Annotated in this window: 13 protein-coding genes and 1 pseudogene; 6 read left to right on the forward strand and 8 right to left on the reverse strand. The window is 68.5% G+C overall.

The annotated features are described in order from the left end of the window. Nucleotides 1–590: 590 nt before the first annotated feature. A complete protein-coding gene (gene add / locus FXN61_RS40020) occupies nt 591–1568 on the forward strand; it encodes an adenosine deaminase (protein ID WP_167979096.1) in 978 nt (325 codons plus the stop codon). On the opposite strand, the gene FXN61_RS40025 is transcribed toward add, so the two are convergent. The 4 genes from FXN61_RS40025 to FXN61_RS40040 are packed head-to-tail and all read right to left on the reverse strand — an operon-like array spanning nt 1535 to nt 3658. Then, entirely contained in the window at nt 1535–1834 is a 300-nt protein-coding gene (locus FXN61_RS40025; protein ID WP_167979097.1) for a hypothetical protein, read from the reverse strand. The two genes, add and FXN61_RS40025, sit on opposite strands and share 34 nt — an antisense overlap. A gap of 25 nt (nt 1835–1859) precedes the next feature. Continuing rightward, a complete protein-coding gene (locus FXN61_RS40030; protein WP_167979098.1) occupies nt 1860–2411 on the reverse strand; it encodes a DUF4240 domain-containing protein in 552 nt (183 codons plus the stop codon). 46 nt (nt 2412–2457) lie between these two features. After that, complete coding sequence (locus FXN61_RS40035) at nt 2458–3039, reverse strand: DUF4240 domain-containing protein (protein WP_167979099.1); 582 nt, start codon at nt 3037–3039, stop codon at nt 2458–2460. Nucleotides 3040–3094: 55 nt separating this feature from the next. Continuing rightward, nucleotides 3095–3658, reverse strand: a complete 564-nt coding sequence (locus FXN61_RS40040) for a DUF4240 domain-containing protein (protein WP_167979100.1) — start codon at nt 3656–3658, stop codon at nt 3095–3097. Nucleotides 3659–3733: 75 nt separating this feature from the next. Between FXN61_RS40040 and hrpA the strand changes: the two genes are divergently transcribed. Together hrpA and FXN61_RS40050 are read left to right on the forward strand one after the other, a co-directional pair. Beyond that, entirely contained in the window at nt 3734–7600 is a 3867-nt protein-coding gene (hrpA, locus tag FXN61_RS40045) for an ATP-dependent RNA helicase HrpA (RefSeq protein ID WP_167979101.1), read from the forward strand. A 21-nt stretch (nt 7601–7621) separates the two neighbouring features. Continuing rightward, a complete protein-coding gene (locus FXN61_RS40050; protein WP_167979102.1) occupies nt 7622–8176 on the forward strand; it encodes a hypothetical protein in 555 nt (184 codons plus the stop codon). On the opposite strand, the gene FXN61_RS40055 is transcribed toward FXN61_RS40050, so the two are convergent. Next, the gene (locus FXN61_RS40055) at nt 8150–8449 is read right to left on the reverse strand and encodes a winged helix-turn-helix transcriptional regulator (protein ID WP_312878363.1); all 300 of its coding nucleotides are present in this window, start codon (nt 8447–8449) and stop codon (nt 8150–8152) included. The two genes, FXN61_RS40050 and FXN61_RS40055, sit on opposite strands and share 27 nt — an antisense overlap. A gap of 72 nt (nt 8450–8521) precedes the next feature. Between FXN61_RS40055 and FXN61_RS40060 the strand changes: the two genes are divergently transcribed. Further along, nucleotides 8522–8863 (forward strand): YybH family protein, encoded by a 342-nt coding sequence (locus tag FXN61_RS40060; protein WP_167979104.1) that lies wholly within the window; start codon nt 8522–8524, stop codon nt 8861–8863. On the opposite strand, the gene FXN61_RS40065 is transcribed toward FXN61_RS40060, so the two are convergent. Genes FXN61_RS40065 through FXN61_RS40075 form a run of 3 tightly spaced genes read right to left on the reverse strand, consistent with a single transcriptional unit; the run spans nt 8860 to nt 11648 of the window. Continuing rightward, nucleotides 8860–9627: an ATP-binding cassette domain-containing protein gene (locus FXN61_RS40065; RefSeq protein ID WP_167979105.1), complete on the reverse strand. Its 768-nt coding sequence runs from the start codon at nt 9625–9627 to the stop codon at nt 8860–8862. The genes FXN61_RS40060 and FXN61_RS40065 overlap by 4 nt on opposite strands. Then, on the reverse strand, nt 9624–10625 hold the full coding sequence (locus FXN61_RS40070; RefSeq protein ID WP_167979106.1) for an ABC transporter permease: 1002 nt from the start codon (nt 10623–10625) through the stop codon (nt 9624–9626). The genes FXN61_RS40065 and FXN61_RS40070 overlap by 4 nt, the downstream gene beginning before the upstream one ends. A gap of 3 nt (nt 10626–10628) precedes the next feature. Further along, a complete protein-coding gene (locus FXN61_RS40075) occupies nt 10629–11648 on the reverse strand; it encodes a sugar ABC transporter substrate-binding protein (RefSeq protein WP_167979107.1) in 1020 nt (339 codons plus the stop codon). A gap of 266 nt (nt 11649–11914) precedes the next feature. Between FXN61_RS40075 and FXN61_RS56720 the strand changes: the two are divergent. Both FXN61_RS56720 and FXN61_RS40085 read left to right on the forward strand, forming a co-directional pair. Beyond that, nucleotides 11915–11989, forward strand: a pseudogene (locus FXN61_RS56720) (LacI family DNA-binding transcriptional regulator); the annotation flags it as partial. A 341-nt stretch (nt 11990–12330) separates the two neighbouring features. Beyond that, a partial coding sequence (locus FXN61_RS40085) for a substrate-binding domain-containing protein (protein ID WP_167979108.1) occupies nt 12331–12585 on the forward strand: 255 nt, incomplete at its 3' end.

Consider the following 12585-nt stretch of genomic DNA (forward strand, 5'->3'; position numbering starts at 1 on the left):
GCGGTCGTGACGCTCGACGCGCCGGCGACACGGCGACCAGCCGCGATCCGCGGAGAAGGACCGGTTCGCGGTCGAGATCCGGTCACGGGTCACACCGGGCCGGGAGGTCGCGACGCTGGCAGCCGAGTCCAACGCCGGGTTGGCGCAGTGGCGATTCCGGAGTGGTGGTCCGCGCTGCTCGAGCTACCCGAGATCAACGGCGATGTCGGGGTCGGGGTGGGGGAGTGCGGATGGGCAACGCGATCGCGATCCCGCTGGCCGCCGCCGAGCCCAGGGTGTGATGGCCCCGTGTTCGGGCTGGCGCGGGCTGCGTCTAGGGCTGGCGCAGGCCATGGCGGAGGTGACGGCGCCACTGCGGCTCCAGCTGCACAGGGGCGATCGGCCGGTGACGCGCCGTGCCCTCGTCACATCCGTTCCAGCCGCACCCCCGCGCTCCGCATACTTGCGGGGAGGCGGTTGATCATGTTTTCAGGACATCTACTAGACGGCGTCAGGCGTGGATCCGGACAGAATCCACTCGTCCGGGTGACTCGGGCGGCGAAGCGAAAATGCCGGGCGCGTACAGGTGCGTCTGGGTAGCGTCGCGCCACATGCGCGATCTTGCGACGTTGCCCAAGGCACACCTGCACGTGCACCTGGAAAGCACGGTGCGGGCCGACACCCTCACCGAGCTCGCCGACCACCACGGCGTCGAGGTGCCCGCCGCGCCCGCCGGGCCGTTCGACGGCTTCGCGCAGTTCGCCGCCCACAACGGGGCGGTGCGGGACTGCCTGCGGCGAGCCGAGGACTTCCACCGGATCGCGTACGAGTTCTGCGCCGAGGAAGCAGCGCAGGGGACCCGCTACGCCGAGGTCACGTTCACCGCGGCAGCGCACGGCGAACGGCTCGGTGATCCAGGCATGCCGCTCGAGGCGGTGTTGTCCGGGCTCGCCGCAGGACAGGCCGCCCACGGCATCGAATGCCGTGTGATCGTGGACCACCCGCGCAAGCGGCCGGTCGAGCGTTTCGAGGCCTCGCTCCGGCTCGCGACGGCACACCCACAGGTCGTGGCGATCGGGATGGCCGGTGCGGAGGACTACCCCCTCACCCCGTTCGCCGCCGTGTTCCGTGCCGCGCGAGACGCCGGGATCGGGCTCGTGCACCACGCCGGGGAGTGCTGCGGAGCGCCGAGTGTCGCCGAAGCCGTGACCGTCGGGCTCGCCGACCGGATCGGGCACGGGTTCCGGGCGCTGGAGGATCCGGAGGTCCTGAAGCTGCTGCGAGACCGTGCCGTACCGCTCGAAGTGTGTCCGTCGTCCAACGTCGCGTTGGGACTGGTCGAGTCCGTCTCCTCTCATCCGCTGCCACTGCTGATGGACGCCGAGCTGACCGTGACGCTCAGCACCGACATACCCTCCTCCACCGGCACCACGCTCACCGACGAGTACCGGCTGCTGCGCGACACACTCGGCTTCGACGACGACATGCTCGCGCGGATCGCCACCAACGCCGTCGACGTCTCCTTCGCGCCCGAGGACACGAAGGCAAGGCTGCGTCAGGACATCGCCACCTGGCGCGCCGGCTCGTAACACACCAGACCGTGCCGGGAAGCCAATAGCGCCACCAGATCCAGCACCTGCTGCCGGCCCGGCCACACCACGTGCACGATCACCGCATCGGTGCCCACGGTCAGCGCCTCGTCCCACGACACCGGCGACGCCGGATCAGGCGAGGTCTGCCGTAACTCGCGCACGAACGCCGCCACCGCCGGCTCGAACGCGCCAGCGGCGACGCCCGCAGCTCCGCGTAGCGGGCCGCCGCCTCCGCGGACGACGCCGGGCCAGGAGCCCGCCACACCACCACATCGACTCCGACGTCCATCACGCCACCTTCCCGAACAACGCGCCCAACCGCGGAATCCGCGCGGAGATCTCCGCCGGATCCGCGAAATCCCACTGCTCACCCGGCGGATCCGGCGACGCGAGCACGCGCGAGGCCAGCACCGCGTCGAGGTCACCGTCGAACGCCTCGGCCGCCACGTAGTCGAGACCCTCCCAGTCAGGCCAGTCCTCATCGGCCCACGCGTGCACGCCACCACGCGAGGCCAGCAGCCGGACGTGCGGCAGATCAGCCAACGCGTCCGGCGACGCCACGACCGCCTCGAACACCGACCGCCCCTGACCCACCAGCCACGCCTGGAAGTAGAAGAACCCGTCGTCCGAGCACAGCCCACCGCAGATCACATCGGCCGCGTGCCAGTGCGCCCACGTGTCCACCCGGCGCCGCAGCTCGTCGAGCCGCACCGCGAACTCCACCACCTCCGCAGGCGGCAGACCAGCCAGCGCGGCGGTCAGCCACTCCAGCCGTTCGTCCTGGTCAGAGGCCTCCACAGCCGAGGACTCCACCAGGGCCCAGAACGAGTTCAGGTCCATGCCGAGCACGCTAGCGACAGGGTCTGACAATTTTTGAGAGCGGCGGCTAGGCCGCCTCCTCCATCCCGCCCGACAGCTCCCACAGCCGCGGCAACCGCACCGCGGCCTCCAGCGGCGAGTCCAGATCCCACACCGGACCCGTGAACGGTCCCGCGTCCGTGACCGGCACGTACCCCAGGATCGCCAGCGCGTTGTCCAGCGAACGCCCGGTCGCCGCGAAGAACGCGTCGTGCGCCACGCGGTCCAGCCCCTCCCACAACGGCCACGCCGCGTCCGGCCACGACTCGGCGCCCACCGCCAGCAACGTCCGCACCGCGGGCACCTCAGCCAGCGCGTCCGGGCACGCCGCCACCGACGCCAGCACCGAACGACCCAGCCCGATCACCCACGACTGGAACGCGAAGAAACGCTCCGCGGAACACAACCCGTCACACAGAACATAAGCCGCGTGCCAGTGTGAGAACGTGTTTACGCGACCGCGTGACGCGGTCAGCAAAGTCTCGAACCCGCAAATGTCACCAGGTGGCAGCAATGCGAGCCGCGACGTCAGCCACTCGCGGCGTTCCTGCTGGTCAGAGGTAACGGAAGCCGACTGTTCGAGAAGTCCCCAGAAGACGTCGAGGTCCATACCCTCAACGCTATCGGAGAGGTCCGACAATTTTCGGAGTCCGCCGGACGGGCCATCACACCGCTTTTCCGAACAACTCCCACAGCCGTGGAATCCGGCGTGCGATGTCGGCCGGATCCTCCATGTTCACGTCCTCGCCGCCCGGCGACACGTCGAACGCCCGCACCTGTCCCCGCGAGTCGAGCAGGTCGTCCAGCTCACCCCCGGACACCGCCTCGAACGCCGCGTCCGGCACCCGGTACAGCGCCTCCCAGTCCGGCCAGTCGTCATCGGACCAGGCGTCCAGCGCGGCCAGGCGCCGAACCTGCGGGTGAGCAGCCAGCGCGTCCGGTGACAGCGCGACCGACTCGAACACCTCCCGGCCCTGACCGATCAGCCATGCCTGGAAGTAGAAGAACGAGTCCATCCCGCACAAACCGCCGCAGATCAACGTCGCCGCCTGCCAGTGTGCCCACGTGTCCACCCGCCGCCGCTGCTCGTCCAGCCGCACCGCGAAGTCGGCGATCTCACCCACGGGCAGCAACGCCAGCCGCCCCGACAGCCACGCACGCCGTTCGTCCAGGTCAGCCGTCTTCTCGACGGCGTGATCAACCAGCTTCCAGAATCCCCCGGCATCCATGCCCGCACGGTAGCGACAGGGTCTGACAGTTATTGGCGCGAACGATTCGAGCAGCCTGACTATCCTTGAGCCCAAATGGACACCCCGCTCGCTGAACTGCACAAACGCCTGCCCGAGCTCATGCCGCGTGATCAACGCCGGCTCGCCAGGCGCCTCGACGGCGCACGCAAGGTCAAAGACCCCATGGCGCGCCGCAAGATCACCGAGGAGATCGCCGCCCAGATCGACGAGGCCGCGCTGAAGGTCGCGTTGCGCAGGGAGTCCGTTCCCAAGATCACATACCCGCAGGAACTGCCGGTCAGCCAGCACAAGGACGACATCAAAGAGCTGATCGCGAACCACCAGGTCGTGATCGTCGCCGGCGAGACGGGCTCGGGCAAGACCACGCAGCTGCCCAAGATCTGCCTGGAGCTCGGCCGCGGCGTCATCGGCCAGATCGGCCACACCCAGCCCCGCCGCATCGCCGCCCGCACCGTCGCCGAACGCGTCGCAGAGGAGCTGGGCACCAAGCTCGGCGACACCATCGGCTACAAGGTCCGCTTCACCGACCAGTCCGGCGAGGACACCCTCGTCAAGCTCATGACCGACGGCATCCTGCTCGCCGAGATCCAGACCGACAGGACGCTGAGCCGCTACGACACGATCATCATCGACGAGGCCCACGAACGCAGCCTCAACGTCGACTTCCTGCTCGGCTACCTCAAGCAGCTCCTGCCACGGCGCCCGGACCTCAAGATCGTGATCACCTCCGCCACGATCGACCCGCAGCGCTTCAGCCAGCACTTCGAGAACGCCCCGATCATCGAGGTCTCCGGCCGCACCTACCCCGTCGAGACCCGCTACCGGCCGCTCGAGGAGGACGACGACCAGACCCAGGGCATCATCAACGCCGTCCACGAGCTGCAGGCCGAAGGCCCCGGCGACGTGCTCGTGTTCCTCAGCGGCGAACGCGAGATCCGCGACACCGCCGACGCCCTCAAGTCGGAAGACCTCCGCAACACCGAGATCCTCCCGCTCTACGCCAGGCTGTCGGTGGGCGAGCAGCACCGGGTCTTCCAGCGCCACACCGGCCGCAGGATCGTGCTCGCCACCAACGTCGCCGAGACCAGCCTCACCGTGCCGGGCATCAAGTACGTCGTCGACCCCGGCAACGCCCGCATCTCCCGCTACAGCCACCGCCTCAAGGTCCAGCGCCTGCCGATCGAACCGATCAGCCAGGCCAGCGCCAACCAGCGCAAGGGCCGCTGCGGCCGCGTCAGCGAAGGCATCTGCATCCGCCTGTACTCCGAAGAGGACTTCGAGGCACGGCCCGAGTTCACCGACGCGGAGATCCTGCGCACCAACCTCGCCAGCGTCATCCTGCAGATGACCGCCATCGGCCTCGGTGACGTCGCCAGGTTCCCGTTCATCGACCCGCCGGACTCTCGCAACATCAACGACGGCATCGGCCTGCTGCAGGAGCTCGGCGCGATCAACGCCGCCGAGAAGACGCTCACCCCGACCGGCCGCAAGCTCGCCCAGCTGCCCGTCGACCCGCGCCTGGGCCGCATGGTGCTCGAAGCCGACACCACCGGCTGCCTCAAAGAGGTCATGATCATCGCCGCGGCACTGTCCATCCAGGACCCCCGCGAACGCCCCGCGGAGCACCAGGAGGCCGCGACCCAGCAGCACGCGAGGTTCGTCGACCCCGAGTCCGACTTCGTCACGTTCCTCAACCTCTGGCAGTACCTCAAAGAACAGCAGAAAGCGCTCAGCGGCAACCAGTTCCGCAAACTCTGCAAGAGCGAGTTCCTCAACTACCTGCGCGTGCGCGAATGGCAGGACATCTACCTGCAGCTGCGGCAGGTCGCCAAGCAGATCGGCATGCACCTCAACGACCAGCCCGGCGACCCCCGCAACATCCACATCGCCATGCTCTCCGGCCTGCTCAGCCACATCGGCGTCAAGGACGTCCTCAAAAAGCAGGCACCCAACGAGAAACGCCGCCCCCTCACGGAGTTCCTCGGCGCCCGCAACGCCAAGTTCGCGATCTTCCCCGGCTCCGCGCTGGCCAAGAAACCCCCGCAGTGGGTCATGGCCGCCGAACTCGTCGAGACCAGCCGCCTGTGGGGCCGCATCGTCGCCAAGATCGAACCCGAATGGGCAGAACGACTCGGCGAACACGTCGTCAAACGCCAGTACTCCGAACCGCACTGGGAAACCAAACGCGGCTCCGTCGTCGCCCTGGAGAAGGTGACGCTCTACGGGGTGCCGATCGTCGCCGACCGCAAGGTCAACTACGGCCGCATCGACCCCGAGCTCTCACGCGAGCTGTTCATCCGCCACGCGTTGGTGCAGGGGGAGTGGACCACCCACCACCGGTTCTTCCACACCAACCGCGCCCTGCTCGAAGAAGTCGAGGAACTCGAGAACCGGGCGCGCAGGCGTGACATCGTCGTCGACGAGGAAACGCTGTTCGAGTTCTACGACCAGCGCGTCGGCCCCGAGGTCGTCTCAGCGCGGCACTTCGACTCCTGGTGGAAGAAGCAGAAGGACAAGAACCTCCTTACCTTCACCAAGGACATGCTGGTCAACGACCGCGCCGACGTCAGCCCTGAGCAGTACCCCGACCAGTGGCGCCAGGGCGAACTCACTCTCCCGCTGAGCTACCACTTCGAACCGGGTACCAAGAACGACGGCATCACCGTCCAGCTCCCGCTTCCGGCGCTCACCACGCTGGACGACGACGCATTCTCCTGGCAGATCCCGGGTCTGCGGCACGAGCTGGTCGTCGCGCTCATCCGCTCGCTGCCCAAGCAGATCCGCCGCAACTTCGTCCCCGTGCCCGACGTCGCCACCGCCGTCCTCGCCCGCATCAAGCCCTCCGAGACCAGCCTCCTCGGCGGCATCGAACGCGAGCTCAGGGCGTTGACCGGCGTCTCCGTCCAGCGCGAGGACTGGCAGTTCGACGCCGTCCCCGACCACCTCAAGCTCACCTTCCAGGTCGTCGACGAGCACAACCGCACCCTCGCCGAGGGCAAGGACATCGCGGCCCTGAAGGAAAAACTCCGCGACGAGGTCCGCGAGTCGCTCAGCCAGGCCGCCGGCCACCTCGAACGCACCGGCCTCACGACCTGGGACTTCGACACGCTCCCGAAGACGATCGAGCAACGACAGTCCGGCATCACCGTGACCGCGTACCCGTCACTGGTCGACCAGAGCTCGGCCGTCGCGATCAAGGTCCTCGACACCCCCGGCCGCCAGGCCTACGCGCACCGCCGCGGCGTGCGCAGGCTGCTGCTGCTGGGCATCAACTCGCCCGTGAAGCACCTGCAGCGCCACCTCGACAACGCCGCCAAGCTCGCCTTGACCCGCAACCCGCACGGCGGCGTCGCGGCACTGCTGTCGGACTGCATCACAGCCGCCGTCGACCGGCTCATGGGCGAACCCGCCTGGGACGCGAAAGCCTATGCGGCGCAACTGAAGAAGGTCCAAGCCGCGTTGAACGACACCACCTGGGTCGTCGTCCAGGAAGTCCGCAAGGTACTGGAAGCCGCCCACGAGGCCGAGCTGAAGCTCAACGGGCTCAAAGGCGCGCCGGACTCCGTGGCCGACATCCGCGCGCAGCTCAACTCGCTGGTGTACAAGGGATTCGTCACGCGCACCGGATATGACCGCCTGCCTGACCTCGTGCGCTACCTCAAGGGCATCTCCCGGCGCATCGAGAAACTGCCCGAGAACCCGCGCCGCGACCTGGAGTGGACCGAGAAGGTGCACCAGGTGCACGCCGAGTACCGGGAACTGCGCGCCCAGACGCCCGCCGACGAACCCGCACCCGAACTCGACGAGATCCGCTGGATGATCGAGGAACTGCGCCTGTCGTACTTCGCCCAGACCATCGGCACCCGGTACACGGTCAGCGACAAGCGCATCTACAAGGCGCTGGACGCGGTGCCGCTGTGAAAACCGGCGGTACCGTGACACATGGAACTTCACCCAGGCGGGAAGCGGTGGGTGGTGTCGAGCGGACCGGGTGACACCTTCGCCCTCTACGTCCGCGACGCACTCGGCATCAGCACACCCACCGCCGACTCCATCCCCCCGCTCACGCCGCCGGTGCCGCGCGTGCACGACGTCGAGCTGCCGGAGACGTTCGGATCGGCGTGGGACCGGTGGTGGGCGCAGTCCCTCGTCACCGGCGGCGCCGAGGACGTGCCCGGCCGCTGGCCCGTCGGCCTGCCCGAACACCTGCGTGACGCCTACGGCCAGTGGCAGCCCGACCGGAGCTCGCCCGAGGTCACCTGGCAACGCGATGACGCCATGGCGGCGTTCTCCGCATCGCTCAACGAGGTAGTCGATCAGCTCACCGAAGAGCTCGGCCACGCACCGCTGTTCGAGCTCGACGTCATCGAGATCCCCGTCCAGGGTCAGTTCTGGCGACGCTTGGGCAAGAACACGGTGCTCGTCTCCGAAGAGCTCAAGGCCTCCCGCAACGTCATCGCGCCACTGGAGTCAGTGATCCGGGACCTCGTCGAGTAACGCCTCACCCGTGCGGTACAGCTGCTCCAGCAGCGGCCGCAGCAGCAGCCCCTTCGACGTCAGCGAATACGACGTCCGCACCGGAAAACCGGGGGAGCGGGAACACCGCACCAATCCCTGCGCCACCAACCCGTCCAGCCGCTCCGTCAGCACCTTCGCGCTCAACGTCGGCAACCCGGCACGCAGGTCGGAGAACGACCGCGGCCCGTGCGTCAGATCGCGCAGCACCAGCGTCGCCCACCGGCCGCTGATCGCCGCCAGTGCCACCTCCACCGGGCAGTCCGCAGACGGCCGGTCCCATGTAACCGTTTGGTGACCCATTTCGCGAGAAGCAACGCTGTCGGCATGAACCTGCACCCCGCCAGTGTGGCCGAAGAATTCGCGAAAGCCTTCAACTCCCGGAACGCGGACGCCGTCGAAGCCGTCTACGAACCGAGCGGGCTGTTCGTCCCCGAACCCGGCCAGACCGTCACCGCGGCCGCGCGAAAAGCAGCCAACCAGCGGTTCCTCGACCTCGGCCTGCCCATCGACCTGAAGCCCCGCCACGTCTACGAACACGACGGCATCGCACTGCTGATCGTCGACTGGACCATCGGCGACACGAAAGGCACCGCCACCGACGTCGCACGCAAAGGCGCGGACGGCCGGTGGCGGTACGTGATCGACAACCCTTTCGGCGCGAGCTAGGCGGCAGGCGGCTCCATCGCCCCGGTCATGATCGCCACCGCGTCCGACATCGACACGGACTTCGGATCCACGACGGCCTTGCGGCGGCCGAGCCGCTGGATGTGGATGCGGTCGGCCACCTCGAACACGTGCGGCATGTTGTGGCTGATCAGGATCACCGGCAGACCGCGGTCGCGCACCTGCAGGATCAGGTCCAGCACCGCGCGCGACTCCCGCACGCCCAGCGCGGCGGTCGGTTCGTCCATGATCACGACGCGGCTGCCGAACGCCGCCGCACGTGCTACCGCCACGGCCTGGCGCTGGCCGCCCGAGAGGGTCTCCACCGCCTGGCCGGGGTTCTGGATCGTCATGATCCCCAGTGCGTCGAGCTGGCGGCGGGCCTCCTCGCGCATGCCGTTGCGGTCGAGCATCCGGAACACCGAGCCCAGCACACCGCGACGGCGCCGTTCGCGGCCCAGGAACAGGTTCGCGGCGATGTCGAGCGACGGCGACACCGCCAGCGACTGGTGCACCGTCTCGATCCCCGCCCGCCGCGCGTCGATCGGCGTCGAGAACGTCACCGGGTCACCGTCGAGGAAGATCTCGCCCTCGTCCGGGATCACCGCTCCCGACAGGGCCTTGATCAGCGACGACTTGCCCGCGCCGTTGTCGCCGATCACCGCGAGGATCTCACCGGGCAGCAGCTCCAGGTCCGAGCCCGCCAGCGCGGTCACCTTCCCGTAGCGCTTCACCAGCCCGCGTGCCTGCAACACCGGTGTGGTCATGGCTTGACCTTCCTGATCCACTGGTCCAGCGACACGGCCACGATGATCAGCACACCGACCGCCATCGTCTGCCACAGCACGTCCACACCCGCCAGCGCCAGGCCGTTGCGGAACACACCGACGATCAACGCGCCCAGCAGCGACCCCACGATCGCGCCACGGCCACCGAACAGCGACGTCCCGCCGATCACCACCGCCGTGATCGAGTCCAGGTTGTCCATCTGCCCCGCCTGCGGGCTCGCCGAGGCGATCCGGCCGATCAACGTCCACGCCGCCACCGCGTAGATCAGCCCCGCCGTCGCGTACACGGAGAGAAGGACCCGCGCGGTCCGGATGCCCGAGAGCCGGGAAGCCTCGAGATCGTCACCCGTGGAGTAGACGTGCCGGCCCCACGCGGTGTTCTTCAGCACGAACGCCATCGCACCCACCAGCAGCACCAGCAGGATCGAGCCGTAGGTGATGCGCGTGCCGCCGATGTTGAGCGTCTGCCCGGTCCACAGCAGCAACGAGGGCATGTCGGTGCCGCGGATCGTGGCGCTGCCCGAGTACCAGAGGTTCAGCGCGAAGAACACGTTCAGCGTGCCCAGCGTGACGATGAACGGCGGCAGCTTCAGCCGCGTCACCAACACGCCGTTGAGCAGCCCGCACAGCGTGCCCACCACGAACCCCAGCAGCAGCGCCGGCAACCCCGGCATCCCGGTCTCGGCCGCCACCTTGGCCATCACGATCGACGTCAGCACCATGATCGCGCCGCACGACAGGTCGATACCGGCCGTCAGGATCACGATGGTCTGCCCGACCGCGAGCGTGCCCACCACCGCGACCTGCTGCAGGATCAGCGAGATGTTGCCCGGAGTCAGGAACCGCTCCGACAGCAACGCGAACACGATCACCGACGCCAGCAGCACCACCGCCGGTCCGATCGTGGCCTGCGCGTGCAGCACGTGCTGCACGCGCGTCAGCAGCGAACGATCCCGCTCCTCCACCACGGCTGTCATCGATCAGCCCCAGCAGTTCTGCAGGCCCCACGCCGAGTCCTTCGACTCGACGCCGTCGGCCGGCTGGTCGGTGACCAACGTGACGCCGGTGTCGGTGTTCTGCGGCTTCGAGCCGTCCTTGGCGAACTTCGCCACCGCCTCCACACCGAGCTGCGCCATCTTCAGCGGGTACTGCTGCGACGTCGCCCCGATCACGCCGGCCTTGACGTTCTGCACACCGGGGCAGCCGCCGTCGACCGAGACGATCACGACGTCCTTCTCCTTGCCCGCCGCCTTCAACGCCTCGTACGCGCCCGCCGCGGCCGGCTCGTTGATCGTGTAGACGAGGTTGATGCCGGGGTCCTTCTGCAGCAGGTTCTCCATCGCCGTGCGGCCGCCCTCCGGCGCGCCGTCGGTCACGTCGTGGCCCACGATCCGCGGGTCGGCCTCGTCACCGATGCGGTTCTTGTCCTTCACGTCGACGCCGAAGCCCTCCAGGAACCCCTGGTCGCGCTGCACGTCGACCGACACCTGGTTCGGGTTGAGGTCCAGCAGCGCGATCTTGGCCTGCTTGTTCTCCTTGGCGAACTTCGACTTCGCCCACTGCCCGATCAGCAGACCGGCCTTGTAGTTGTCGGTCGCGAACGTCGCGTCCGCCGCGGACGCCGGCTCCAGCTGCGTGTCCAGCGCGATCACCAGCAGCCCCGCCGCCCGCGCCTTGTCCACCGACGGCACGATCGCCTTCGAGTCGCTCGGCGTGATCAGGATGCCCTTCGCGCCCGACGCGATCAGGTTCTCGATCGCGTCGACCTGCGACTGGTTGTCGCCGTCCTGCTTGCCGGCGAACGACTGCACCGTCACACCCGAGGACGAGGCCGCCTGCTGCGCGCCCTCCTTCATCTTCACGAAGAACGGGTTGGTGTCGGTCTTGGTCACCAGGCCGACCAGCGTGCCTCCGCCCGACGAACCGCCGCCGTTCCCACAGGCCGCCGCGGCCAGCGTCAGCAACACCGCCGTTGTCAGCCCGAACGCTCTGCGCGACATGACTCCTCCTACGTCAACGTTGACGCAACCGGCCGTGTGGAGCGAGAGGTGAGGAAGTGGGCACGGTTACGCGGGTACTCAAACCAAGTGGTGCAGCAGTCCCTGGTCGACCCGGCCCGTTCGAACCGGGAGGGAAAAACCGGGGGATTCCATTACGTCATCGTTGACGCTAGCTTTCCGGGAGAAGACGCGACAAGCGGCCGTTACGCAAGCGTTACCCGAGGTGGGCGGACATGGATCAAGCAGGCGGAAGACGCGAACCCACGATGCGCGACGTCGCGGCCCTGGCGAAGGTCAGCACCAAGACCGTCTCCCGCGTCATCAACGACCTGCCCGGCGCCGGCCCCGAAGTCGTCGAACGCGTCCGCGCCGCCGCACGCACCCTGGGCTACCGCCCCAACCTCACCGCCAGCAGCCTGCGCAGATCCGACCGCCGCAGCGCCACCATCGGCGTGCTGTTCGAGGACCTGTCCAACCCGTTCGACTCCGCCCTGCTGCGCGCCGTCGAGGACCGCGCCCGTCACAGCGGCGTGCTCGTGCTCGCCGGCAGCAGCGAGGACGACCACTCCCTGCAACGTGAACTGCTCGTGTCGCTGTCCGCCCGCCGCGTCGACGGCGTCGTCGTCATGGCCGCCGGCGGCCACCAGGACGCCCTGCAACAGGAACGCGAACGCGGCACCCGATGGTGCTGGTCGACCGCCCACCCACCTTCGGCGGCACCGACTGCGTCACCACCACCAACCGCGACAGCTCCCGCGAAGCCGTCCTGCAGCTCGCCGCACTGGGCCACCGCGACATCGCGTTCCTCGGCGACCGCCGCACCCTGTGGACCAGCCAGGAGCGCTACACCGGCTACCTCGAAGGCCTCGCCCAGGCCGGCCTCACCCTGCGCGAGGAGCTCGTGCGCACCGGCCTGCACGGCGCCGACCTCGCGAAG

Source organism: Lentzea indica, from assembly GCF_012184385.1.
Classification (GTDB): Bacteria; Actinomycetota; Actinomycetes; order Mycobacteriales; family Pseudonocardiaceae; genus Lentzea; species Lentzea indica.

Coding starts and splice junctions, on each gene's coding strand:
- add (WP_167979096.1), top strand. CDS start 591: ATGCGCGATCTTGCGACGTTGCCCAAGGCACACCTGCACGTGCACCTG.
- FXN61_RS40030 (WP_167979098.1), bottom strand. CDS start 2,411: ATGGACCTGAACTCGTTCTGGGCCCTGGTGGAGTCCTCGGCTGTGGAG.
- FXN61_RS40035 (WP_167979099.1), bottom strand. CDS start 3,039: ATGGACCTCGACGTCTTCTGGGGACTTCTCGAACAGTCGGCTTCCGTT.
- FXN61_RS40040 (WP_167979100.1), bottom strand. CDS start 3,658: ATGGATGCCGGGGGATTCTGGAAGCTGGTTGATCACGCCGTCGAGAAG.
- hrpA (WP_167979101.1), top strand. CDS start 3,734: ATGGACACCCCGCTCGCTGAACTGCACAAACGCCTGCCCGAGCTCATG.
- FXN61_RS40050 (WP_167979102.1), top strand. CDS start 7,622: ATGGAACTTCACCCAGGCGGGAAGCGGTGGGTGGTGTCGAGCGGACCG.
- FXN61_RS40060 (WP_167979104.1), top strand. CDS start 8,522: ATGAACCTGCACCCCGCCAGTGTGGCCGAAGAATTCGCGAAAGCCTTC.
- FXN61_RS40065 (WP_167979105.1), bottom strand. CDS start 9,627: ATGACCACACCGGTGTTGCAGGCACGCGGGCTGGTGAAGCGCTACGGG.
- FXN61_RS40070 (WP_167979106.1), bottom strand. CDS start 10,625: ATGACAGCCGTGGTGGAGGAGCGGGATCGTTCGCTGCTGACGCGCGTG.
- FXN61_RS40075 (WP_167979107.1), bottom strand. CDS start 11,648: ATGTCGCGCAGAGCGTTCGGGCTGACAACGGCGGTGTTGCTGACGCTG.